The sequence below is a fragment of the Parafrigoribacterium humi genome (genome assembly GCF_040227205.1).
GTDB classification, from domain to species: domain Bacteria; phylum Actinomycetota; class Actinomycetes; order Actinomycetales; family Microbacteriaceae; genus Parafrigoribacterium_A; species Parafrigoribacterium_A humi.
This window is the reverse complement of sequence record NZ_JBELOA010000002.1, coordinates 171,140-194,569: the sequence shown is the minus strand read 5'-3', so window position 1 is coordinate 194,569 and position 23,430 is coordinate 171,140. Positions and strand designations below refer to the sequence as shown.

Below are 23,430 nucleotides of genomic sequence, written 5' to 3'. Positions count from 1 at the left end.
GGCTACTTGACGATGCCCACCTTCGCAAGCCACGCCTTCGCGATGACCGCAGCGGACTTCTTGTCGTTGACGCTCTCGGCGTTCATGCTGACGAGGTCGTCCTGCGACAACTTCGCCTGCACCTTGTTGAGCACGTCAGCGGCCTTCGAGTCGACCTTCTTCGACACCACCGGTGCCAGGTTGTCCGGGAAGAACAGCCCGTCGGGGTCGGCAAGCGCCACGAGATCGTTCGACTTGATGTTGGGGTCCGCCGTGTAGATGTTGGCGATCTGGATCTCGTTGTCGACGAGTGCCTTCACCGTGAGCGGCCCACCGCTGTCTTCAACGGCCTTGAACCCGGCCGTCGTGATTCCGTACTTCGCTTTGAGCGCCGCGGGTCCGTACGGGCGGGTCTCCAGTTCGGAGTTTCCGCCGACGATGATCGGCTCCGTGACGTTCTTGAGTGAGGCGACATCGGTCAGGTGGTACTTGTCCGCGAAGGCCTTCGTCACGGTCCAGGAGTTCTGGTCCGCGGCAGCGGCCTTGTCGAGCACCCGCAGGCCGTCTGGCAGCTTCGCGGTCAGCGCGGAGTAGACCTCGTCTGCCGTTCCACCCTTCGCGCTCTTGTCGAGGGCCTGAAGGAGGCTTCCGATGTACTCAGGGAACACATCGATCTTGCCCGCCTCGATCTCGGGCAGGTAGACCTCACGCTGTCCGATGTTGAACTGGCGATCGACCGTGAAGCCGTTCGCCTCGAGCGCCTGGGAGTAGATCTCCGCGACGATCTCGTTCGAGTAGTACTGCTGCGAGCCGACGATGAGCGTGGTCTTCGAGCTCGCTCCGCTGTCCCCCGTGGTCAGAGGATTACTCGAGGCGCACCCTGAAAGGGCCAATGCTGCCCCAACCACGACAGCGCCAATGGCGGCGAGTCGGCCTTTTCCTGCTGTGAACATGATCACATTCCTTCTTGATAAGTGGGCTATGAACCCGGTACCGCACGAAGTCCGGTTGACTTCACGCGTTGGTCTTGGGCCTGCCCGGCGACGACCCCGGCGGGGACGACGACACGTTGCAGGACGGAGAAGACGATCTCGGAGGCGATCGCCATCAGGATGACGAGGATCGACCCGGCGAGCATCTGTGGGTAGTCATTGGTCTTGAGTCCGCGGAACAGGTACAGGCCGAGGCCTCCGCCTCCCACGTAGTCCGCGAGGGTCGCCGTCGCGATGACCTGGAGCATCGCGAGGCGCAGGCCGCCGATGAGCAGGGGCAGGCCGAGCGGAATCTCGACCCGTCCGACGAGCTGCCACTCGGTCATCCCGACCGCCCTCGCGGCGTCGACGGTGCTGCGATCGATCGCCTCGAATCCGGAGTACGCGCCAGCCAGGATGGAGGGGATCGCGAGCACCACGAGAGCGATGAACGGGGCGTCCAGGCCGATGCCGACCCCGAGGGCGATGATGATGAGCAGACCGAGGGTGGGAAGCGCGCGGATGCCACCGGACACGGCAACGGCGAGCGATCGGCCGCGACCGGTGTGACCGACGAGGTACCCGAGCGGTATCGCGATCACTGCCGCGACCACCACGACACCGACGCTGATGCCGAGGTGCTGCAGCGTGCGCACGCCAATGCCGTCGTATGCGCCGTAGTTGCTCGGGTCGAAGATCCAGGCGATGGCCTGCGCGAGATAGTTCATGCGGCCACCGCCCGCCGTGCGGATGCGCCACGCAGGCTCGGGCTGTTGCCGGGTTTCACGCGCGTCCACGGCATGAGAAGCCGACCAAGCTGCACGAGAAGGAAGTCGACGACGAGGGCAATCGCGATCGTCAGGACGATACCGGTCAGGATCTCCTCCGGGATGTTGCGCTGGAATCCGTCGGTGAACAGCAGGCCCAGACTGCCGATACCGAGTACGGCACCCACCGTCGTGAGACTGATCGTGCTCACCGAGACCACTCGGATCCCGGCGAGCAGCACGGGGCCGGCCAACGGGAGTTCCACCCGCCAGAAGCGCGACCACGGCGAGAACCCGAGTGCTGTCGCCGACTGGTCGACATCCGCATCCACCGCAGCCAGGCCATCCGCCGTCGACCTGGCCATGAGTGCGATGCCGTAGATCGTGAGGCTGATGGTGACGTTGACGCTGTCACGGATGCTCGTCCCGATGAACAACGGAAGCACAAGGAACAGGGGAAGAGACGGTATCGCGTAGAGGAGCGCGAACACCGCAAGCACGAATCCACGGCTAGGGCGGAACCGGTTGGCCGCCCAGCCGATGGGAATGGACAACACGAGGCTCAGCACGATCGCCGGGAGCGCGGTCGCGAGGTGGCTCAGCGTCAACTGTCCGATCAACGGGAGGTTGCTGAGTATCCAGGTCACCGGCCGCCGCCGTCCCGTTCCACGAGCACACCGGCCGCGCGGCCCTCGCCGTCGACGACAATCTCTCCGCGTTCCGTCTTCTTGACGCTCAGTGCACGTCTACCCCGCTCCGCACCGATGAAGTCCGCCACGAACTCGTTGACCGGATTCGAGATGATCTCGGTCGGAGAGCCGAGTTGCGCGATCTTGCCACCCTCCTGGAGGATGACCACCTGGTCGCCGAGCAGGAAGGCCTCATCGATGTCGTGGGTGACGAAGACGACAGTCTTGTCGAGTTCCCGCTGCAGGCGAATGAGTTCCTGCTGCAACTCGGCACGCACGATCGGGTCGACGGCGCCGAACGGCTCGTCCATGAGCAGGATGTTGGGGTCGGCCGCGAGTCCGCGTGCCACTCCGACTCGCTGCTGCTGCCCGCCCGAGAGCTGGCTCGGATAACGATCCGCCAGCGAGCGGTCGAGCCCGACGGTGTCGAGGAGCGTGAGAGCCGCCGCCCGGGCGTCCCGGCGCCGCACGCCGTTCAGCACAGGCACGGTCGCGACGTTGTCGATGACCGTGAAGTGCGGCAGAAGGCCGGAGTTCTGCATGACGTAGCCGATGCGACGCCGAAGCGCGACAGGCCGCAGCGCCGAGGTGTCTTCCCCGTCGATCTCGATCGATCCGGAGGTCAGTTCGACCATGCGGTTGATCATCCGCAGCAGCGTCGTCTTGCCCGAGCCGGAAGACCCCACGAACACGGTGGTCTCCCTCGACGGGATAACGAGGCTGAAGCCATCGACCGCGACAGTGCCGTCTGGGAAGCGCTTGGTGACGTCGCGGAACTCGATCATGAATGGCTCATTCCTCGTCGGGGGCACGAATCGACACTTGCCAGATGAGTACGCGAGAACGCACCCACACCACCGCTCGGCGCGTTGGCTTCGGTTACAACACTATTCCGAGCCGCCGTCATTCCCAGATTGCGGAGATCACTGACGGGCGATTATCAGACAAGCCCGCCCGCGGGCACGCGGTCAGCGCGTGTAGTACCCGGCGAGATAGTCGAGCGCGACCTTGCGCGCCTCCGTGATGAACTTGCGCTCCCCCTCTGCCTTGAACGCGAAGGCACGCGCAAGGAGGGAGTCGGCCAGTTCCAGAGCGGTCTCGACGCGGAACCGCAGATCGGCGCCGTCGTCAAGCCCGCCACGCTCGACCAGAAGGGCGGAGACCTGCCCGGCCACCGTTCCAATACCGGTCGCCGCGTCCGCACGCGGTCGCACATCGAGAACATCACCGAACCGCAGGGACTTGAAGCCGGGCTCGCTTCTGAAAAAGCCCGCAATCGCGTCCACCACGGCACCGAACACCGAACTCCACTCCGTGGCATTCGCTGCGCCAGCGAGTCCACGGGAAGAGAACTCGGTGAGATTCCGAGCACTCAGACTCTGCAACACGGCGATGCGATCGGGAAAATACCGATAAACCGTGCCGATGGATGCTCCGGCCTTTTCGGCAACCATCGCAGTGGTCAGACGCTCGTAGCCGATCTCGTCCACGACGGCGGCAGCGGCATTGAGAAGCGCAGAAAGGCGCGCCGTACTCCTTGCCTGGACGGGCTCGTTCCTGAGCAATGCGGCGCCCGCAGGCACCGCATCTCCCACCTGGTGTGCGACCATTCGCGTCTCCCCTAATCGACTGATGAATAATTCTATCGTGCCCCCGCAACGGGGGCGTCAGTTCTTGGGCCAGAACACATGAAAAATCTCCGCTTCTTCGCGGTTTCTCAGCAAAACACCCGAAAACGTCAAGGTTCGGATCGCTCGGGGTGACCGTGCATTCCGACAGTCGTGAAAGACTCTGTGCATGGTCAGGTCCCGAAAAGCGTCCATCGGCGACGCCGAGACCACGAACGCGATGCATTTGGCGGCCCGAATCGAAGACTCATTTCACGAGTTCAGGGAGAAACGGGCGCGGAAGCGCGGACTCACCCCCGTCGTGATCCCGTACACCGGATACGGCGCGCCGGGCTGGGTCAGGGTGCTCTGCCGCGTCCTGCTCGCGAAACCCGGCGCCGAAGACGACACGAGATATAAGAAGATCCGCGGATGGCGCAGCTTCACGAGCGTGCCCGTGAACGGAGTCGCCGTCACCATTTCGATCGACGGCGTAGAGCAGACCGTGCAGACCGATCGCGGTGGTGTCGTCGACGACGTGCTCGATTGCACGCTCACCCCGGGGTGGCACACCATCGCGTTGAGCACAGAGGGATCGACCCCCGTTGAAGCACCGGTCTTCATCGTCGATCCGACCGTGAAGTTCGGAGTCATCTCGGACGTCGACGACACCGTCATGGTCACGGCGCTCCCCCGTCCGTTGCTCGCGGCCTGGAACACCTTCGTGCTCGATGAGCACGCGAGACGCCCGGTCCCCGGCATGGGCGTTCTCTACGAACGACTGCTCAACGCGCATCCCGGCGCGCCGATCGTCTACCTCTCGACGGGTGCATGGAACGTCGCCCCGACGCTGACCCGTTTCCTCTCGCGCAACCTCTTCCCCCCTGGGCCGCTCCTCCTGACCGACTGGGGGCCGACGCACGACCGCTGGTTCCGCAGTGGGCGCGAGCACAAGGTGCAGAGCCTCACACGGCTCGCGGAGGAGTTCCCGCAGATCAAGTGGCTCCTGATCGGTGACGACGGCCAGCACGACGAACAGCTCTACGAAGACTTCGCGAACGACAAGAAGACGAACGTCGACACCGTCGCGATCCGGCAGCTCTCCGGCGGGGAGGCTGTGCTCGCCGGCGGCCGCAGCAGGCCCGACGAGCACGGAGGAGTGCGGCATGGCATTCGCTGGATCTATGCGCCGGATGGGGCGGGCCTGGCCGAAAGGCTGAGCGAGGCGGGAATCTTCAGTTCGAACTAGGCCCCGCGCTCACCACGACGTCGGACCCTCAGAGCCTGCCGGATAGTTCTCCAGCGGTACGGCGCCCGCCTTCCACGCCTCGAGAATGGGCGTGACGATCCTCCAGCACTGCTCGACGGCATCATCGCGCACTGACAGTGTGGGGTCGGCCGAGAGGATGCCCGCGAGGATCTCGCCGTACGGCATGTACGCACCAGGGGCGAATTCCGCGTCGACGCTGACCCGCTCGAGAGTGAACGGATCGCGCTCACCGTTGATGTTGAGGTCAAGGCTGACCCCTGCCGGGCTGAGCGAAATGCGCAACTGCGCAGGCGCGAGCTTTCCGCTGAGCCCGGTCGGCAGGTGAGGAACATCCTTGAAGGTCACGACGATCTCCTGGCGACTGCGAGCGAGGGCCTTGCCGGAGCGCAATACGAACGGCACGCCCGCCCAACGCCAGTTCTGCACGGCGAGCGTGAGCTCCACGAGGGTCTCGGTCTCCCGCTTCGTATCGACCCCCTTCTCATCGACATACGCAGGGATGGAGCGCTCCCCGATCGTTCCGGCTGTGTACCGTGCCCTGCGACTCGCCCCGGTGGGGTCTCCGCCCCAGGCCTCCGTCGCCCGAAGGAGCTGTGCAATCGAGCCGCGGAGGTCATCAGCGTCGATGCTCGACGGTGGTTCCATCGCCACGAGCGCGAGCACGAGCAGCAGGTGACTCTGGATCATGTCGATGAGGGCGCCCGCCCTGTCGTAGTAGCCCGCCCTGCCCTCGAGCGCGAGCTGTTCATCGAAGACGATCTCGACCCGCTCGATGTTGTCGGCGTTCCACATCTGCTCGAACACGCGGTTGGCGAAGCGCAGGCCCAGGAGGTTGAGCACGGTCGCCTTGCCGAGAAAGTGATCGATCCTGTGGATGTCCTGCTCCGGCACGAGCGTGAGAAGCTGCCGATTGAGCGCCTGCGCGCTCTCGAGATCCGTGCCGAACGGCTTCTCTAAGCCGAACACCGTACCCTCGGGCAGGTCGACGGAGGAGAGCGCGGAACAGGCCGCGATGGTCACCCGGGGCGGGAGGGCGAAGTAGAGCGCAGGGGTGCCGTGACAGGCCGCGAGGACGCGGCGCAGGTCATCCGGCTTCGTCACGTCCGCCTGCAGGTAACGGGTCGAGTGGGCGACAGCACTCGACCTGGCGCCGGTGACCTTCCCGCTCGCGAAGGAGGCGGACACCCGCTCGCGCCACCCCTCGTCCGTCAGCGCGCCCTGGCCGACACCGAGGAGCTCGAGCTCTCCTCCCTTTCCGCTGTCGAGAAGTTCGCCGAGCCCCGGGAGCAGAAGCCTCTTCGTGAGGTCGCCACTGGCGCCGAGAATAACGAGAGTTCCTATGCGATCAGCCATCTTTGCAGAATACCTGTGACACTTGAACGATGGCGTTGAAGATTGAAGATTATGCACTTATCGGGGACTGCCACACAGCGGCACTCGTCGGAAACGACGGAAGCATCGACTGGTTGTGCGTGCCGCGCTTCGATTCCGCCTCGGTATTCGGTGCCCTTCTCGGGGACCCGGATCACGGTCGCTGGAAGCTCGCGCCCACCCAGGAGGTCGTCGAGACCAGCAGGCACTACCTGGAGGACACCTTCGTTCTCGTGACTCGATGGGTGACGAAGACCGGCGAGGTCGAGGTCACCGATTTCATGCCCTACGGCGACAGGCGAGCCGACCTCGCGCGCCGCGTCAAGGGAATCTCCGGGAGCGTGGAACTTGCGCAGGAACTGCGCGTGCGATTTGAATACGCCGAGGCGCTGCCCTGGGTGCGCCAGACCCCCGAGAAGCACGACAACGCGCTCATCGCCGTCGCGGGACCGGACGCGATCATCATGCGCGGCCCGCGCCTCCACGCCTCAGACAATTCGCACGCCTCGACCTTCACGGTGAAAGCGGGCGAGAGCGTCGACTTGTCGATGACATGGTACCCCTCCCACCGGGAGCCGCCGGGGCATCCGGACCTCGATGCCGGACTCGCCAGGACCACGAAATGGTGGCGTGACTGGTCGTCGTCATCGACGCCGTCTCCCGTCTACGAGAAAGAGGTGCGCCGCTCTCTCCTCGTATTGCGTGCGCTCACCCACGAAGACACCGGTGGAATCGTGGCGGCCGCGACGACGAGTCTCCCTGAGGACTTCGGCGGCAGCCGCAACTGGGACTATCGCTATGTCTGGCTGCGCGACGCCTCGCAGACCCTGCACGTGCTTCTCAACCACGGAGCCGGAGACGAAGCGCCGGCCTGGCGCAACTGGCTCCTGCGCGCGGTCGCCGGAGATCCGGCCGACGTGCAGATCATGTACGGGCTCAGCGGAGAGCGTCGCCTCACGGAATACGAACAGGCCAGCCTGCCGGGCTATGAGGGCTCCTCCCCCGTGCGCATCGGAAACGACGCATACAGCCAGTACCAGGGAGACGTCTTCGGTGAGGTCATGCTCGGCCTCCAGTCTGCGCGCGAGAAAGGCCTGGAGGAGACCGAGTTCTCCTGGCCGCTGCAGCGCGCGCTCATGCACTTCGTGGAAGACAACTGGCAGCGCGCCGACAACGGAATCTGGGAGATCCGCGGCACGCTGCGACACTTCACCCACTCGCGCGCGATGATCTGGGCGGCCTTCGACTGCGCCGTGAAAGCCGTGCGCGACTTCGGGTTGGACGGACCGGTCGAGCGCTGGGAATCGATCCGCGACCAGGTACGCGACGAGATCGAGCTCAAGGGTTTCGATCGCAAGCGCAACACCTACACGCAGTACTTCGGCAGCACGAACGTGGACGCCTCCCTGCTCCAGCTCTCGCAGATCGGCTACGTCACGCCGGACGACCCCCGGATGCTCGGCACGGTCGCCGCGATCGAGCAGGAGCTGCTGCGGGACGGCCTCGTTCTGCGCTACCGCACGGAGACCGACGTGGACGGATTGCCGCCGGGCGAGCATCCGTTCCTCGCCTGCTCCTTCTGGCTGGCCGAGCAGTACGCGCGCAGCGGACGCGTCGACGACGCCACAACGCTCATGGATCGTCTGGTCTCGTTCTGCAACGATGTCGGGCTGCTGAGCGAGGAATACGACCCGGCCGGCATGCGCCAGGTGGGCAATACCCCCCAAGCGCTCTCCCACCTCGCGCTCGTGCGCGCGGCGGACGCGATCAGCGCCGCACGCGCCAGGGAGAAGACCGACCACCGCGCCTGATGTTCTCCACAATGGGGCGGCGTGATGCTTGACCGCCCCATCGGTGGCTGGTAGTTTTCTAGTTGCCCCGGTCTGTCCCCCTAAAGGCGGACAAGGTGCACAGTTCTTCGTACCCGACGAGGAACGTTCCTTACCCGAAAGGAACAGCTTGCCCGCGCACGCTGTGCTTGCGGCCCTCCCCCAGGCCGCTGGCGTCATCATTCTGCCGATCATCGCGACCGTGGTCATTGCCTCTGCCGTGCTGCTCGGCATTGCGCTGTACGTCAGACGGCAGCGCCTCGCTGGTCACCTCACCGGTGTGACCGCGTCCGCGAGCGCAGTGTCCGCGGGCGGGGTCCTGTTGAGTGCGCTCCTCATCAGCGTGGCCCTCGGCAACGCCTCCGTCGCCTCCGCCGCACCCGTTCCGACCACGCCGGCACAGAGCACAACCGTCGTCGTGCTGCCCGTGCCCACCGACCTCGGCGGCATCCAACTCCCCACCAAGTAGATCTGGCCCCAGGCCCGCGCGGCCTGCGGGCTACGCTTGACGAGTGCAGCTGACCACGATCCTGCAGACCTCGTCTCGCACCTCGCTCCTGCAGGTGCTCAAGACCTCCGTTGCGACCATTGCCTCGTGGTTGCTGTGCACGGTGCTGCTGAACCAGCCCTTTCCGATCTTCGCCGCCATCGCCGCACTCCTGGTCGTGCAGCCGAGCGTCAACCAATCGCTCTCCAAGGGGCTCGAACGCAGCATCGGCGTCATCGCGGGTGTCGCTCTCGCCTACGGAGTCGGCCTGGTCTTCGGCACGGCGAGCTGGGCCGTTCTCGGCGTCATCGTGCTGTCACTGCTCATCGCGTGGACCCTGCGGCTCGGCCCCGGCTCCGCCAACCAGATCCCGATCAGCGCCATGCTCGTGCTCTCCATCGGTTCGCAGACACCTGGCTACGCCGCGAATCGGATCATCGAGACGGTCATCGGTGCGGCCATTGCCCTGGCGGTGAACGTCATCATCGTGCCGCCTGTGATGCTCGGCCCCGCGCACGCCGCGGTGACCAGTCTTGCTGACGGCGTTGCATCCACTCTCGACGCTCTCTCCGCGTCACTCAGTTCCCACCAGAGCGTCGCGGAGCGCGAACGCCTCCTCGCGGACGCGCGCGCCCTCAGGGAGCTGCGCAAGGCGGCCTCGGATACTCTCTCCAGGGCCCAGGACAGCCTCATGTTCAATCCGCGCGGCGGTCGGCATCGCACCGTGCTCGACCATGACCAGAACTTCCTCATCTCCCTGACCGCATTGGTGACACAGGTGCTCGGGATGGCCCGGGCGGTGCACGATCACTATGACGACGAGTTGGTGAACGATCCGATCGTCACGTCCATCGCGGTCGAGATGACGCGCGCCGCTCACGACCTGCGCCTGCTCGCCCGCTCACCGGAACGCAGGACGACCGGTGAGGATCCGCAGCCCATCACCTCGGAACTGCCCGCGCTGACCGCGCCTCTCGTGGTCGCCAAGCCGAGCCAGCAGAATTGGATCCTGATCGGATCGCTGCTGGAGGATCTCCGGCGCGTGCGTGAGGGCATCATCGGCGCACCGGAATGACCAGGAAGATAAGGCAGGCACTGTCATGAGAGCAATGACCGTTCCCACACCCGGTGGGCCGAGCGCGCTCACCATGACAGAGTTCGCCGATCCTCACCCCGCGGCGGGCGAGGTCGTCATCGAGGTCGCCGCTGCGGGCGTCAACCGCGCAGACCTGGGCCAGCGCGAGGGCAACTATCCCTCTCCCGCCGGTTCACCGGACTGGCCGGGGCTCGAGGTCTCCGGCACGATCATCGAAATCGCGGACGACGTGACCGAATGGTCGCTGGGACAGCAGGTCTGCGCGCTTCTCGGAGGCGGTGGATACGCTTCGCGGGTCGTCGCGCCCGCGTCCCAGCTCCTGCCGATACCGCGCGGCATGGATGTCGTCGACGCAGCCGCGCTGCCGGAGGCGGTGGCGACGGTGTGGTCCAACCTGTTTCTCGACGCGGACCTCCGCGCGGGCGAGACCCTGCTCATCCACGGCGGCTCGGGCGGAATCGGCACCGTGGCGATCCAACTGGCGCGCGCACTCGGCTGTCTCGTCGCGGTCACGGCGGGCGGCGCAGAGAAGCTGCGGGAGTGCGGCAGGCTCGGCGCGGACATCCTGATCGACTACCGGGACGAGGACTTCGTCGAGCGCATTCTCGACGCCACGGACGGGCGAGGAGCCGACGTGATCCTCGACCCCATCGGCGGCGACTACCTCGCGCGCGACCTTCGTGCCCTCGCGCGACACGGTCGCATCGCCGTGATCGGCAACCAGAGCGGGCAGACGAGCACGATCGACGCGCGCTGGATCATGGGAAAGTGGGCGACCATCCACGGGACGACGCTCCGCGCGCGCACCGCAGAGGAGAAGGCAGAGATCATCGCGAGCGTGCTCGCGAACGTGTGGCCGCTCGTGGAGGCCGGGCAGGTGATTCCTGCGATCTCCGAGAGAATGCCGTTGGCAGACGCAGCCAGGGCACACGAGCTCATGGAATCGTCCGAGCGCTTCGGCAAACTGCTGCTGGTTCCCTAGGGCCAGAGGATGCCCGCACCCCTGTCGTCACGGCCCGCGCCAAACCGCACACCGCGCAGCCGAATCGTCTCGCTACTGCTCTCCACTCACCCGGGCCCGAGCGCGGCGGTCACCGTCGTCACGATCGTGCTCGGAATCGCGGTCGGCCTCGAGCCCTGGCGGGTCGCGCTGCTGGGCCTCGCCATGCTGCTCGACCAGTTCTCGGTCGGCCTCTGCAACGACTGGATCGATGCGGAGCGGGATGCCGCGGTCGGCCGACGAGACAAACCGGTCGCACGTGGCTGGATCTCCGCATCCACGGTGCGGAACGCCGCGTTCGCGGCGGCGGCCCTCGCCATCCTTCTCACCATTCCGCTCGGGTGGCTCGCGACGCTCGCCCACGTCGTGTTCCTCGCCTCGGCCTGGGCCTACAACCTGGGGCTCAAGCGCACGCCCGCTTCGGTGATCCCCTATATCGTGAGCTTCGGCCTGCTGCCCGCGATCGTCACGCTCGCGAGCCCCGAGCCCGCGGAGGCCGCGCCGTGGGCAATAGCGCTCGGAGCCCTGCTCGGCGTGGCCGCCCACTTCGCGAACGTGCTGCCCGACCTCGACGACGACGCGGCCACCGGCGTGCGCGGGCTGCCGCACAGGATGGGGCGGCGCGCGAGCGGGATCGCGACCTACCTCGTGCTGGCCAGCGCGTCCGTCGTCGCGTTCGTGGGCCTCGGTGGAATGGGCCGCGGCGGCGCGGACTGGCCTCAGTTCCTCGGACTCATCCTGACGCTCGGGATCGCGGCCACGGGCATCCTGCTCGTGCTCACGAGACCGCCGAGCCGCCTGCTGTTCCGACTCATCATCGCTGCGGCGCTGGTGGACGTGGCACTTCTGGCAGCAGCGGGTGAGCGCCTGCTGGCCTGAGCGGCTCCGCCGTCCCGGCGACACGCGCATCCCGAGGGAGATTGCGGATGCCGAAGGCCGAGATCACGCCGCCCACGATGAGCAGCACTCCCGTGACCACGAGTCCGCGGTGCAGGCCCGGCACGTCGAGCGTCGCGCCCACGATGATCCCGAGCATGGCGACAGCGATGAGGCCCGCGACCCGGGACACGGCGTTGTTGATCGCCGAGCCGATCCCCGCCTGGCTCACGTCGATCGATCCGAGGATCGCAGCGGTGAGCGGCGCGACCGTGATCGAGAGCCCGAGGCCGAACACGATCGTCCCCGGCAGTACCTGCGTCCAATAGTTCGCGGTCTGGTCGATCCAGGTCATCATGAGGTAGCCGATGCCGCCGATGATGGGCCCCGCGGTCATGAACAACCGCGGCCCATACTTACCGGCGAGCGAACCGAAGGTCGGCGAGAGCGCGATGTTGAGAATCGACACGGGGAGCATCGCGAGGCCCGCGAGGGTTGCGGGGTACTGTCCGACCTGCTGCAGGAACACGACCACGAGCAGGCCGCCCATCGACAATGCGCCGTAGATCGCGACCGTGGCGATGTTGCCCATCCCGAAGTTTCGCATCCGAAACAGGCCGAGCGGCATCATCGGCTGCTTCGCCGTGTGCTCGCGCCAGAGGAAGGCGGCGAGTGCGAGCAGCCCGATGACGAGGGGCAGATAGATCGTGGGGCTCGCCCAGCCGTAGTTGGCCTGCTCGATGAGCGCGAAGACCGGGCCGCCGAGCCCGACGATGCCGAGCACGGCACCGGCGTAGTCGATCGCCACGCCCTCCTTGCGTGCATCGCGCTGCTTCAGGACCGCGAGGAGCCAGAGTGCGACGGCGATCGGCAGCAGGTTGATGACGAACACGAGACGCCAGGACAGCAGATCGACGAACAATCCGCCGATGAGCGGCCCGGTGAGAAAGGCGGCGCTCGTCCACGCCGTCCATAGGCCGATGGCCCTCGCCTGCGCCGCCCCCCTGAACGACGACAGGATGATGGCCAGCGAACTCGGCACGAGAAGCGCCCCCGCGATCCCCTGCAGACCGCGAGCAACGACCAGGAACTCGCCAAACGGTGCGACGGCGCATAGCAGTGACGTCACCGCGAAGCCGATGAGTCCCCAGCGCAGCACGACGACGCGCCCGAACACATCGGAGAGAGACCCTGCGACGAGGATGAGCGCGCCGAGCGTGATGAGGTAGGCGTCGACGACCCACTGCTGGATGCTGAGCCCGCCGCCGAGATCCTGGCTGATCGCGGGCAGTGCGACATTGATCACCGAGCCGTCGAGAAACGCGACGAACGAGGCGAGAACGGCGATGGCGAGAACGAGTCTCTGCTGTTTCGTCATCGCGTCTCGCGTCCCGGTGGACCTGCCTGCCTGCTCATTCGTCATGAAGTCATTCTGTCCCCTGTGTGGGATCCCGCGCGTCTTCGACCGCGTCGACAACGACGTCGAGCAGCATCCCGCCGGTCAGCGGGCGAAAGTGCCCGCTCAGCGGAAGTTCGATGTTTCGGGCACCCTCGAGGCGACATCCCTCGAGGATCACGGGGTCGAGCCGACTGAAGATCGACACGATGCGCGAGTTCGCCTCCGTGTGCCGGGCGAGTGCGCTGAGGGTGCCGTTGGTGGGCGTGAACTCGCCGAGGGTCGTTCGGGGAACGAGCCTGGCCAGGCGGGAGCCGGAGAACGGGGCGTTGATGGCGACCATGCGGTCGATCCGCTCGGCCACGCCATCCGTCACCATGAGCTGCTTGCCCATGATGCCGCCCTTCGAGTGCGCCACGATGATCACGCGTCGCAGTTCCTGCCCGACCAGGTACCGGGCCACGATGTCGGTGCTCGGGCCGACCGGGCCCCGATTGTGACGCAACTCTCGCACGACATACACGGGATGCCCGAGCCGGTTCAGCCGGTCGCCGAGCGGCCGCAGGAACTGCCAGTTCTCATACGCGCCCTGCACGAGCACGACGGGGGCGCGCTCGCCACGGGAGTACGCGGCGGGAACCGCTGAGGAGACGAGATAGCGCAGGTGGAAGCCCACGACGATCACGCGATCGAGCAGCCACGCGGAGACCCAGCGCACGATGTTCATGCTTCCACCACCCATTCACCCTAACCGCGCACACATACCATTCCCGGCCAGCACGCAGGCACGAACGCGACGCGGAACCTAGGCTTGGCTCACGATGTCATCCCTGTCGCACGCTCCGGAGCGCCCGTCCGCACCGCGCTGGTGGTTCGCGGTCGCCGGACTCGCCTCTGTCATCCTCGGCCTTGGAGCGGCGGAGCTCGCGGCGGCCCTGGTGGCGCGGGCGAGCAGTCCACTTCTCGTGGTGGGCGCGCTCGTGATCGACCTCGTGCCCGGCCGGGTCAAGGATGCCGTGATCTCGCTCTTCGGCACCGCAGACAAGATCGTACTGCTCGTGACCCTTGCGTTCGTCATCGCGATCCTGTCGGCTCTCGCCGGACTCCTCGAGCGGCGGTGGTCGCCGTGGGGCCGCGCGCTGCTCGCGGTTCTCGGTCTCGTCGGAGTCGTCGCCGCGGTCACCAGGGCCAACGCGGGCCAACTCGCCGCGGTTCCCTCGCTCGTCGCCATCGTGGCCGCCGTGCTGGTCCTCGGTTCGCTGGCGAAGCGGCTGCGCGCCGCTCCGGCATCCACCCCCGCGTACGACGCCGGGCGGCGCGGCTTTCTCATCGCCGCGGGCGTGACGGCGGGCCTCGGAGCACTCGCCGTGGTCGGCGGGCGGATGCTGACGGCCGGCCAGCAGGCAACGAGGGCCGTGCGCACGGCCTTCAAGCTCCCCATGGCCGCGACCCCGGCATCCGCGCTTCCCGCCGGAGCATCCTTCGACGTTGCGGGCCTCGCACCCCTTGTGACACCCAATGCGGACTTCTACCGGATCGACACCGCGCTGCAGGTGCCCGTTGTGGATCCGAAGACCTGGAAGCTGACGATCTCCGGCATGGTCGACGCAGAGCTGAGCATCACCTTCGACGAGCTCGCGGCACTCCCCCTCGAGGAGAGCTACACGACCCTCGCATGCGTCTCGAACTACGTGGGCGGTGATCTCATCGGCAATGCGAAGTGGCTGGGTTACCCGATCCGAGAGCTGTTGAGACGCGCGGGCCCCAGGGCGGGAGCAGACATGGTGCTGTCCACGAGCGTCGACGGATTCACCGCCAGTTCTCCGCTCTCGGTGCTCACCGACGATCGCAACGCGATTCTCGCCATCGGGATGAACGGCGAGCCGCTGCCGTTCGAGCACGGGTATCCGGTGCGGATGGTCGTGCCCGGCCTCTATGGCTACGTCTCGGCCACGAAGTGGGTCACGAAGCTCGAGGTCACGACCTTCGCGAAGTACGCCGCGTACTGGACCGAGCGAGGCTGGTCGGAACGCGGCCCGGTGAAGCTGTCCTCTCGTATCGACGTGCCGCGGGATGGCGGTGGCCCGGTCGCCGCGGGCGCAGTGACGGTCGCAGGCGTCGCCTGGTGCCAGCACACCGGCATCAGTGCGGTGCAGCTGAGGATCGACGACGGACCGTGGACCGAGGCCGAGCTGGCCGATGCGATCTCCGCGGACACCTGGCGGCAGTGGAAGTACGACTGGCAGGCAAAGTCGGGCCACCACGTGCTCACCGTGCGTGCCGTCGACGCGCACGGCACTGTTCAGATCGCGAAAGTGGCCGATGTGGTTCCCGACGGCGCGACCGGCCTGCACAGCATCGACGTGACGGTCAGCTGACCGCTACCCCGGCACTGGGCGCGAGCCAGACCCGGTCTCCCTGCGCCAGCCGTAGTTCGGCGATGATCGAGGCCGGAACGTCGGCGAGAATCGTCTGATCGATCGAGCCGACGAGCACCGACACGCGCACGGAGAAGAGCTGCTGCTCGATGCTGGTCACGGTGCCTTCCCAGCGGCCGGACGGATCCGGTGCGCGGTGCAGGGTGACAGCGCTCGGCGCGAACACCTCGCCGTCCACCAGGTTGAGGCCGACGAGCCGCGCCACGTAGTCCGTCGCGGGGGCACGCACGACTTCCGCCGGAGTTCCGCGCTGCACGACGCGACCGTTCTCGAGCACGACGAGTTCGTCACCGAGCACGAGTGCGTCGAGCACGTCGTGGGTCACTACCACGGCGCATCCCCCGTATTCGCGCAGGTGACTCGCGAGTTCGGTGCGAAGCCCCGCCCTGGTGGAGACGTCGAGGGCCGACAGCGGCTCGTCGAGCAGGAGCATCCGCGGTTCGCCCACGAGCGCCCTCGCGAGGGCAACCCGCTGCGCCTGCCCACCCGAGAGTCGACCGGGGCGCACGTGCACGAACTCCGCTAGGCCGACCCGGTCCAGCCAGGCAAGCGCCCGCTGCCTGGCCTCACCCTTCGCGATGCCGGTGGCGCGCAGGCCGAAGGCGACGTTCTCGATGACACTCAGGTGCGGAAACAGCAGGTAGTCCTGGAAGACGAACCCCGCACGTCGATGCTCGGGCTCCAGGTGCACGTCACCATCGTCAAGAGTTTCACCATCGAGACGGATGCTGCCGCCAGCCGGGCGCACGAGCCCGGCCAGGGTGCGCAGCGAGGTCGACTTTCCCGCGCCGTTCGGTCCGAGGAGCGCAACCGTGCGCCGTGCGGGAATCGCGAGCGACAGGGCAAGGTCGAAGCCCGCGCGCTCGACAGTGAAGTCGGCGACGAGTCCGCCGATCGAGGCCTGTGCACTCACGCGGCCACCCCGGAGATCCACTTGTCACGCAGGCTCACCAGCACGAGCACGGAGACGATGAGCAGCACGAGCGAGATCACGATCGCCCCCTCCGGATTGGTCTGCATCGCGAGATATGCCGAGATCGGCATGGTCTGCGTGACGCCCGGAAAGCTACCGGCGAAGGTGATGGTCGCACCGAACTCGCCGAGCGCACGGGCGAAGCAGAGCACCGCTCCTGCCGCGACTCCCGGCACGACGAGCGGCAGGGTGACCCTGCGGAAGATGTACCAGCGGGAGGCGCCAAGCGTCGCGGCGACGTCCTCGAACCGGCGATCGGCGCCGCGCAGCGCACCCTCGACGGCCAGCACGAGGAAGGGCATCGCCACGAACGCCTCGGCGATCACCACCGCCGGCGTGGTGAAGGGGATACTCAGGCCGAACCACCGGTCGAGATACTGCCCGAGCACACCGTCGCGGCCGAGCAGGAGCAGCAGAGCCACGCCGCCGACCACGGGTGGCAGCACAAGGGGAACCAGCACGAGGGCTCGAAGCAGCCGTCGCGGCCCGGTCGCCCAGCCCTGCGCGCGCGCGAGCACCCAGGCGAGCGGGATGCCCAGCAGCAGGCACAGGGCCGTCGCGCACAGGGCGCTCACGAGCGACAGCACCAGGGCGGAGCCGATCACCGGGTTGAAGAGCTGGTGCGGCAGCGTAGACCAGGGCGCGCGCAGCACGAGGGCGAGGAGCGGCAGCAGCAGGAAGCACAGCGCGAGCACCGCGGGGATCCACAGGATGCCGGGGATGCCCGACCCGCGCCTGTCTCCGGCCTCAGGGGAGTTCAAAGCCGGCATCTCCCAGCATCTTTCTGCCGCTATCCGACTGCACCCACGCGATGAATGCCGCGGCGAGCTTCTGGTTCGCCGACGACTTCAGTGGCGCGATGAGGTAGTCGTTGATCGCGGAGGCAGACTCGGCAAACGGAATGCCCTTCACCTTGTCTCCCGCGGCTTTGACGTCGGTGCGGTAGACGAGGGCGGCATCCACCTCGCCGAGCTGCACCTTGGTGAGCGCGGCCTTCACGTCCTGTTCGAGCGTGTCCGGCGCCGGAGTGAGCCCCGCATCCTTGAACACCTTCACGGCAGCGGCACCACACGGCACCTCCGGAGCGCACAGCGCGATCTTCTTCGCGGGATCGGTGAAGTCCTTGAGGCCGGTGATCCGCCCGGGGTTCGAGCGCGGCACCGCGATCTCGAGGCGGTTGCGCACGAACACAACCGGGGCTGCGCTGGTGTCCGAGGCATCCGTCACCGTCTTCATGGTCGCTGGGCTCGCGGAGGCGAAGACGTCGACCGGCGCTCCGGCGGTGATCTGTGCGGCGAGGCCGGAGCTGCCCCCGAAATTGAGAGTCACTGTGACCCCGGGGTGCCTGGACTCGAACTCGTCACCAAGCTTCTGAAAGGTGTCGGTGAGTGACGCCGCGGCGTCGACGACGAGCGTGCCGGAGAGCGCGGCGCCCCGGGCGGCCGTCGGGGCGGATGCCGTCGCCGCGGTCGTGCTGCAGGCCGCGAGTCCAAGGGTGACGGCAACGATCGCGGGCAGGAGCGCGACGCGTGGGATTCTCATGGCTGTGACCTCCGAGTGATCACGGTCACTCCGGAAGCTCGATGACGACGGTGGTGGACTTCACACTCGCAATGGCGAGCGACCCCACCTCGAGACCGAGGTCGTCCACGGCCTCCCGGCTCATGAGCGAGACCACGCGGAACGGGCCTGCCTGCATTTCGACCTGCGCCATGACGGTGTCTTTCGTGACCTTGGTGACGATGCCGCGGAGACGGTTCCTCGCGGAGCTGCGGGATCCGCCGGTCTCCGTCGCCGCATCCTGGGCGTTCGACTGGGCCAGCGCTGCGAGCTCGACGCCATCGACCAGTGACGGGCCGTTATCGCCCTTCACGAGCGTGAGCCTGCCGGACTCCGCCCAGCGCCGCACGGTGTCGTCGCTCACACCGAGCAGGGCGGCGGCCTCACTGACCCGGAATCGATGCTGTGGCATGCCTCAATCCTAGCTTGACTACCGCATTCATGGGGATTCTGCGCATATATTCCCGCATTTGCGCGCTATCGCCGCAGCTAAGGTTTAAGAGCGGGACATCCCGACACGGCGGCGCAGAAAGATGGCAATGACCTCGGTCGAAGAACACGCACGGCACATCAGAACACTCTTCACCGAATCGGTGAGCCTCACGAAGGGCGCGACCGAGCTGCCGCTGGCCGAGGCCCTTGGCAGGGTGACCGCGTCGGTCGTGCGCTCCCCCATCGACCTTCCCCTTTTTCGCAACTCGCAGATGGACGGGTACGCCGTGCGCTCTGCCGACCTCGAGCAGTTTCCCGTGAGCCTTCCCGTGACGGGTGACATTCCCGCGGGACCCGCGAACCCGCCGGTACTCACGCCGGGTACCGCGGTCAGGATCATGACCGGTGCTGTCGTGCCGGAGGGCGCCGACTGCGTGGTGCCGGTCGAGGACGTGGAGGTGGAGCCGGGGGTCGGGGGCGACCCGCTCGACGGCGCGATGGTGAAGATTCTGGTGGGGCGGGCATCCGGCGACTTCGTGCGCGATCGGGCGAGCGATCTTGCCGCCGGCGCCGAATTGCTTCCTGCCGGGCAACTGCTCGGGGCGAGGCACCTCGCGGCCCTCGCGGCGGCGGGGATCACCACCGTGCCTGTGCGGCGCAGGCTTCGCGTCGCCGTCATCAGCACCGGCGCGGAGCTCGTGGCACCAGGCGACTCGCCGAGGCCGGGCCAGATCTTCGACTCGAACCTGACCGCGCTCTCGGCGGCCGTCACGGAGACCGGCGCTGAGCTCGTGCTTGCCGAACGCAGCAGCGACGAGACGGCGGTGTTCCGCGACATCCTGGACCGGGCGACCGCCCTGGCCGACCTCGTCATCACCTCCGGTGGCATCTCGGAGGGGGCGTACGAGGTGGTGCGCGAGACCATCGGGCCGCTCGGGGCATCCGTCGGACACATCGCCATGCAACCGGGTGGGCCGCAGGCGACCGCGACGGTCGACGGCGTTCCCGTGCTGTGCTTCCCGGGCAACCCGGTGAGCACGCAGGTGTCGTTCGCGATTTTCGCGAGGCCGCTGCTGCTCGAGGCCGCCGGGCGCGACGACGACGTGACCACGGACCGCACGCTTTCGACGAGCATTCGCTCGATCGCGGGCAAGCGGCAGTTCCTGCGCGGACGTCTCGATTCGCGCGGCTCCGTCGAGCTCGTCTCCGGACCAAGCTCGCACCTGGTTGCGGCGATGGCGCGCGCGGATGTGCTGGTCGATATTCCCGCCGACGTCACCGAGCTCGCGGCAGGCGAGACCGTGAGAGTGTGGTCACTATGAATGAATTTTCGCACGTCGACTCGGATGGCCGGGCCCGGATGGTGGACGTCGGCGACAAGTCCGAGACGACTCGCGTCGCGACCGCGGCGGGCCGGATCACCACGACGGCCGAGGTCATCTCGCTCGTACGGGCCGATGACATGCCAAAGGCCGATGTGCTGTCGACCGCGCGGATTGCGGGCATCAGCGGCGCCAAGAAGACCTCGGAGCTCATTCCGCTCTGCCACCAGCTGAACCTCAACTCGGTCACAGTATCGTTCGAGTTGGAGGAGAGCTCGATCGCGATCGAGGCGACGGCGAAGACCTTCGGGCGCACCGGGGTCGAGATGGAGGCGCTCACGGCCGTGGCTGTTGCGGGGCTGACGCTGCACGACATGATCAAGGCGGTCGATCCTGCGGCGGTGCTGGGCGACATCCGCCTCGTGAGCAAGACCGGCGGCAAGCGCGGCCACTGGACCAGGGATGGCGTGATCGCCCCCGCTGCGGTTCGTCCGGGAACGGCCACTGTCGTCGTCGCCTCTACCACGGGCGCGAGCGGCGAACGGCCGGATACGACGGGGCCGGTGATCGCTTCGTGGCTTGCTGCTGGCGGTTATACCGTGGATGAGGTCAGCGTGGTGCCGGATGCCGGGATCGCTGCCGAGTTGGCGCGTGTCGTTGCGACCGCCCCGGCCGTGATCATCACGACCGGTGGCACGGGCGTCTCCCCCACCGATCAGACTCCGGAGGCGACTGCTGCGGTGCTCGATCGCGAGCTGCCCGGCGTTGCGGAGGCGCTGCGCGCAAAGGGCATGGAGTCCACACCGATGGCATCGCTCAGTCGCGGGCTCGCAGGGCTCGCTGGTCAGACGGTGATCGTGAATCTGCCGGGTTCGCGCGGCGGTGTGAAGGACGGCCTCACTGTGCTCGACGAACTGCTGCCGCACCTGGTGGCGCAGGCGTCGGGGGATCCCCGGCACTAGGTTGCTGCATCCCTTCGCGGGTCGAGCTTCTTCGCGGGTCGAGTAGGCCGCGGCGAGGGGCAGCCGTATTGAGGCCTCACCGACAGTCTTCTTCTACAGACCGCCACGTTTGCACCCGGAATGTCAGTGGTTGCGTGTTGGGTTGGAGCATGGAAACGGTGATCGACACAGCAACGAGCGAAGCGCAGCCTTCGCTGCACGCGGCCGTCGCCGAGACCGTTTCCGACATCGTCGACATCGTCGTGGGCATCGAGAAGATGATCGCCGGGCTCACCGCGATGCGTGCCGAGTTGCTCAACCAGGCGATCGTGTTCACCGAGCTGGAAGACCAAGTGTCGTCCACCGACAACTCACCTCTCACACCGTCCCAGTCGATGCAGTGGCGGTCGCTGAGGGCAGAGGTAGCCTGTGCGCTGAGGATTCCCGAGCGCACCGCAGAGAACCAGATCGCCACGGCCCACAGCCTCACTCGCTCGCTACCATCAACCCTCGTCGCCTTGAAGGCCGGCGAGATCAGCTACCGCCATGCCGAGGCGATAGTCGACAGCGTCGTGGGACTCGATGCGGATGCCACAGCGGCTCTCGAAGCAGCAGCGCTCCCCTACGCCCGCACCCTCACCGTCGCCAAGTTCGAGCGCAAGCTCCGCACCCTGCGTGAACGCGCGAACCCCGAATCGATCGTCGAGCGGCGCGAACGAGCCGCCACCGACCGCGAGGTGACATTCGAGCCCGGCCGCGACGGCATGGCCTGGCTCAGCGCCTACCTTCCCGCCGCGGATGCCCTCGCCGCCTACCACAGACTCACCGAGCTGGGCAGCTGCCTGCGGGCCATCGACAAGAGCTCACACGACTCCATTCCGACACGCACGCTCGCGCAGGCACGAGCAGACGCCTTCCGCGACCTCCTGATCGACGGCGAACCCGCCCTCGAAGGCCCGCGCGGCATCCGTCCCACCGTGTACGTCACCGTGCCGGCAGTAACTCTGCTCGGCCGTTCCGGCGAACCCGCCGTCCTCGACGGCTACGGCCCCATCGATCCAGATACCGCGCGAACGCTCGCGGCACAGGCACCCAGCTTCATCCGCCTGCTCACCCATCCAGAGACCGGCGCCGTGCTCTCCGTGGGCAAAGACAGCTATCGGGTGCCGAGCGACCTCAAGAACTGGTTGCGGCTGCGCGACAGCACCTGCCGCTTCCCCGGATGCTCCCGCCCCGCCTACCAATGCGACATCGACCACACCGACGACTGGGCCTGCGGCGGCGAAACCCGCCACGACAACCTCGCGCACCTCTGCCGCAGTCACCATCGACTCAAACACAACAGCGGATGGCGAGTGCAGCACCTCGCCCCAGGCGACAACCCGCCAGACGACCCGCTTGACGGCCTCTTCGATAGCCACGGCGACCCTCCCGACATCGCGCCGGGCGCACTCATCTGGATATCCCCGACCGGACACGAATACACCACGGTGCCCGAGGTGCGGCTGCGCGCCTGACCACGCCCTTCGCTGGTCGAGTGTGCCGGGACGACGGAGCAGCGTACCGAGCCTCCGCTGGTCGAATCGAGAGCGTCAACGTAACCCGTGGAGTGAACCTTCGACATCACCGCCGACACGGGCCCGATACACGTCTGGAACTGGGAGCAGTTCCGCGCGCTCCCCTCCGGAGACGTGGCCCAGGACATCCACTACGACCGAGCGCCCGGTCTCGTGCTGCGGTGCCGCGGATGCGACGGCGTGCTGCTGCGCACCGTCGACAGCGGCGATCGGGTCTGGCTCGACCTCCGAGGCCTCAGTTACCTCGAGGTGACTCGCGACTGAGCCCGAACCACCCGCGCCACCGCTTGCGGGCCATCAATACCCGCTCTTCGTGCTCCCCTTGATCGCGGAGCCGTCCGGGCTAACCACATACCAGAGGTTGTCTATGCCCTCCCCGTTCACATCCCCGGCCTGGGAATCCTGCGCGTAGGTGTAGACCGGCATCCCATCGATCGTGACCTGCAGCGTTCCGTCGTCGCGTGTGATCGTGCCGACCATGCCGGTCACCCCGTCGACCTTGGGCGAGCTCGAAGTGGCCTTGACCGCGGGCCAGAGTGCGAGGCATCCGCCCGTGCAATCGCTCTTGCCCGAACCTTTCATGTCTTTCGAGTAGTAGTACACGGTCATGCCGTGGCCGTCGACCACGATCGTCCCCAGCGAACTCGCAGCGGTGGAGAGCTCACTCCCGGGCGCCGGAACGGATGCCGAGGATGCTGCCGAATCGGCCGCCCCGGGAGTCGGGGAATTGCTCGAACAGCCGACGAGTGCAACGACCGACAACGCGGCAGCAGCGAAGATCAGAGACAGTCTATTTTTCATGGTGTGGCCTCGTTCGGATAGTGACGTTTTCCAGAGAACGGTGCGGCT

General features: G+C 67.0%; 24 protein-coding genes. 11 read left to right on the top strand and 13 right to left on the bottom strand.

The window, feature by feature from the left end:
• Positions 1 to 2 precede the first annotated feature (2 nt).
• From ABUA28_RS05245 to ABUA28_RS05225, 5 genes are all read right to left on the bottom strand, one after another.
• Entirely contained in the window at positions 3 to 932 is a 930-nt protein-coding gene (locus ABUA28_RS05245; protein WP_349902896.1) for an ABC transporter substrate-binding protein, read from the bottom strand.
• A gap of 26 nt (positions 933 to 958) precedes the next feature.
• Positions 959 to 1,747, bottom strand: a complete 789-nt coding sequence (locus tag ABUA28_RS05240; protein ID WP_349902895.1) for an ABC transporter permease — start codon at positions 1,745 to 1,747, stop codon at positions 959 to 961.
• Positions 1,675 to 2,364: an ABC transporter permease gene (locus ABUA28_RS05235; RefSeq protein ID WP_349902894.1), complete on the bottom strand. Its 690-nt coding sequence runs from the start codon at positions 2,362 to 2,364 to the stop codon at positions 1,675 to 1,677. The genes ABUA28_RS05240 and ABUA28_RS05235 overlap by 73 nt, the downstream gene beginning before the upstream one ends.
• Positions 2,361 to 3,191 carry an ABC transporter ATP-binding protein gene (locus ABUA28_RS05230; RefSeq protein ID WP_349902893.1) on the bottom strand — a complete coding sequence of 277 codons (831 nt, stop codon included), beginning with the start codon at positions 3,189 to 3,191 and terminating at the stop codon, positions 2,361 to 2,363. Before ABUA28_RS05230 ends, ABUA28_RS05235 begins: the two co-directional genes overlap by 4 nt.
• 183 nt (positions 3,192 to 3,374) lie before the next feature.
• A complete protein-coding gene (locus ABUA28_RS05225) occupies positions 3,375 to 4,016 on the bottom strand; it encodes a TetR/AcrR family transcriptional regulator (RefSeq protein ID WP_349902892.1) in 642 nt (213 codons plus the stop codon).
• A gap of 187 nt (positions 4,017 to 4,203) precedes the next feature.
• Here ABUA28_RS05225 and ABUA28_RS05220 point away from each other — a divergent pair, with 187 nt between their 5' ends.
• Complete coding sequence (locus ABUA28_RS05220; RefSeq protein ID WP_349902891.1) at positions 4,204 to 5,262, top strand: App1 family protein; 1,059 nt, start codon at positions 4,204 to 4,206, stop codon at positions 5,260 to 5,262.
• A gap of 9 nt (positions 5,263 to 5,271) precedes the next feature.
• Here the strand turns inward: ABUA28_RS05220 and ABUA28_RS05215 are convergent, their stop codons facing one another.
• Positions 5,272 to 6,636 carry a glucose-6-phosphate dehydrogenase gene (locus ABUA28_RS05215; protein ID WP_349902890.1) on the bottom strand — a complete coding sequence of 455 codons (1,365 nt, stop codon included), beginning with the start codon at positions 6,634 to 6,636 and terminating at the stop codon, positions 5,272 to 5,274.
• A gap of 29 nt (positions 6,637 to 6,665) precedes the next feature.
• Between ABUA28_RS05215 and ABUA28_RS05210 the strand changes: the two genes are divergently transcribed.
• The 5 genes from ABUA28_RS05210 (at position 6,666) to ABUA28_RS05190 (ending at position 11,945) form a co-directional block, all read left to right on the top strand.
• Entirely contained in the window at positions 6,666 to 8,465 is a 1,800-nt protein-coding gene (locus ABUA28_RS05210) for a glycoside hydrolase family 15 protein (RefSeq protein WP_349902889.1), read from the top strand.
• A 148-nt stretch (positions 8,466 to 8,613) separates the two neighbouring features.
• Positions 8,614 to 8,952 carry a hypothetical protein gene (locus tag ABUA28_RS05205; RefSeq protein WP_349902888.1) on the top strand — a complete coding sequence of 113 codons (339 nt, stop codon included), beginning with the start codon at positions 8,614 to 8,616 and terminating at the stop codon, positions 8,950 to 8,952.
• 43 nt (positions 8,953 to 8,995) lie between these two features.
• On the top strand, positions 8,996 to 10,045 hold the full coding sequence (locus ABUA28_RS05200; RefSeq protein WP_349902887.1) for an FUSC family protein: 1,050 nt from the start codon (positions 8,996 to 8,998) through the stop codon (positions 10,043 to 10,045).
• A 25-nt stretch (positions 10,046 to 10,070) separates the two neighbouring features.
• On the top strand, positions 10,071 to 11,048 hold the full coding sequence (locus ABUA28_RS05195) for an NAD(P)H-quinone oxidoreductase (protein WP_349902886.1): 978 nt from the start codon (positions 10,071 to 10,073) through the stop codon (positions 11,046 to 11,048).
• 9 nt (positions 11,049 to 11,057) lie between these two features.
• Positions 11,058 to 11,945: a UbiA family prenyltransferase gene (locus tag ABUA28_RS05190; RefSeq protein WP_349902885.1), complete on the top strand. Its 888-nt coding sequence runs from the start codon at positions 11,058 to 11,060 to the stop codon at positions 11,943 to 11,945.
• Here the strand turns inward: ABUA28_RS05190 and ABUA28_RS05185 are convergent.
• Positions 11,881 to 13,365, bottom strand: a complete 1,485-nt coding sequence (locus ABUA28_RS05185) for an MFS transporter (RefSeq protein ID WP_407075414.1) — start codon at positions 13,363 to 13,365, stop codon at positions 11,881 to 11,883. The genes ABUA28_RS05190 and ABUA28_RS05185 overlap by 65 nt on opposite strands.
• 4 nt (positions 13,366 to 13,369) lie before the next feature.
• Complete coding sequence (locus ABUA28_RS05180; protein WP_349902884.1) at positions 13,370 to 14,065, bottom strand: esterase/lipase family protein; 696 nt, start codon at positions 14,063 to 14,065, stop codon at positions 13,370 to 13,372.
• 94 nt (positions 14,066 to 14,159) lie between these two features.
• On the opposite strand from ABUA28_RS05180, the gene ABUA28_RS05175 reads away from it, so the two are divergent.
• Positions 14,160 to 15,716, top strand: coding sequence for a molybdopterin-dependent oxidoreductase (locus ABUA28_RS05175; protein WP_349902883.1), 1,557 nt, complete (start codon positions 14,160 to 14,162; stop codon positions 15,714 to 15,716).
• On the opposite strand, the gene ABUA28_RS05170 is transcribed toward ABUA28_RS05175, so the two are convergent.
• The 4 genes from ABUA28_RS05170 to ABUA28_RS05155 are packed head-to-tail and all read right to left on the bottom strand — an operon-like array spanning position 15,709 to position 18,721.
• Positions 15,709 to 16,689 (bottom strand): sulfate/molybdate ABC transporter ATP-binding protein, encoded by a 981-nt coding sequence (locus ABUA28_RS05170; RefSeq protein WP_349902882.1) that lies wholly within the window; start codon positions 16,687 to 16,689, stop codon positions 15,709 to 15,711. The genes ABUA28_RS05175 and ABUA28_RS05170 overlap by 8 nt on opposite strands.
• Positions 16,686 to 17,519 carry a molybdate ABC transporter permease subunit gene (gene modB / locus ABUA28_RS05165; protein ID WP_349902881.1) on the bottom strand — a complete coding sequence of 278 codons (834 nt, stop codon included), beginning with the start codon at positions 17,517 to 17,519 and terminating at the stop codon, positions 16,686 to 16,688. The genes ABUA28_RS05170 and modB overlap by 4 nt, the downstream gene beginning before the upstream one ends.
• Positions 17,497 to 18,291, bottom strand: coding sequence for a molybdate ABC transporter substrate-binding protein (gene modA / locus ABUA28_RS05160; protein ID WP_349902880.1), 795 nt, complete (start codon positions 18,289 to 18,291; stop codon positions 17,497 to 17,499). The genes modB and modA overlap by 23 nt, the downstream gene beginning before the upstream one ends.
• A gap of 25 nt (positions 18,292 to 18,316) precedes the next feature.
• Positions 18,317 to 18,721: a TOBE domain-containing protein gene (locus ABUA28_RS05155; RefSeq protein ID WP_349902879.1), complete on the bottom strand. Its 405-nt coding sequence runs from the start codon at positions 18,719 to 18,721 to the stop codon at positions 18,317 to 18,319.
• A gap of 127 nt (positions 18,722 to 18,848) precedes the next feature.
• Between ABUA28_RS05155 and ABUA28_RS05150 the strand changes: the two genes are divergently transcribed.
• The 4 genes from ABUA28_RS05150 to ABUA28_RS05135 all read left to right on the top strand — a co-directional run bounded on the left by ABUA28_RS05150 (position 18,849) and on the right by ABUA28_RS05135 (position 22,845).
• Positions 18,849 to 20,063 (top strand): molybdopterin molybdotransferase MoeA, encoded by a 1,215-nt coding sequence (locus ABUA28_RS05150; protein WP_349902878.1) that lies wholly within the window; start codon positions 18,849 to 18,851, stop codon positions 20,061 to 20,063.
• Complete coding sequence (gene moaCB / locus ABUA28_RS05145) at positions 20,060 to 21,025, top strand: bifunctional molybdenum cofactor biosynthesis protein MoaC/MoaB (RefSeq protein ID WP_349902877.1); 966 nt, start codon at positions 20,060 to 20,062, stop codon at positions 21,023 to 21,025. Before ABUA28_RS05150 ends, moaCB begins: the two co-directional genes overlap by 4 nt.
• 158 nt (positions 21,026 to 21,183) lie before the next feature.
• A complete protein-coding gene (locus tag ABUA28_RS05140) occupies positions 21,184 to 22,521 on the top strand; it encodes an HNH endonuclease signature motif containing protein (RefSeq protein ID WP_349902876.1) in 1,338 nt (445 codons plus the stop codon).
• A 174-nt stretch (positions 22,522 to 22,695) separates the two neighbouring features.
• On the top strand, positions 22,696 to 22,845 hold the full coding sequence (locus ABUA28_RS05135) for a DUF6510 family protein (RefSeq protein ID WP_349902875.1): 150 nt from the start codon (positions 22,696 to 22,698) through the stop codon (positions 22,843 to 22,845).
• Positions 22,846 to 22,878: 33 nt separating this feature from the next.
• Here the strand turns inward: ABUA28_RS05135 and ABUA28_RS05130 are convergent, their stop codons facing one another.
• Positions 22,879 to 23,382: a COG4315 family predicted lipoprotein gene (locus tag ABUA28_RS05130; RefSeq protein WP_349902874.1), complete on the bottom strand. Its 504-nt coding sequence runs from the start codon at positions 23,380 to 23,382 to the stop codon at positions 22,879 to 22,881.
• Positions 23,383 to 23,430 lie beyond the last annotated feature (48 nt).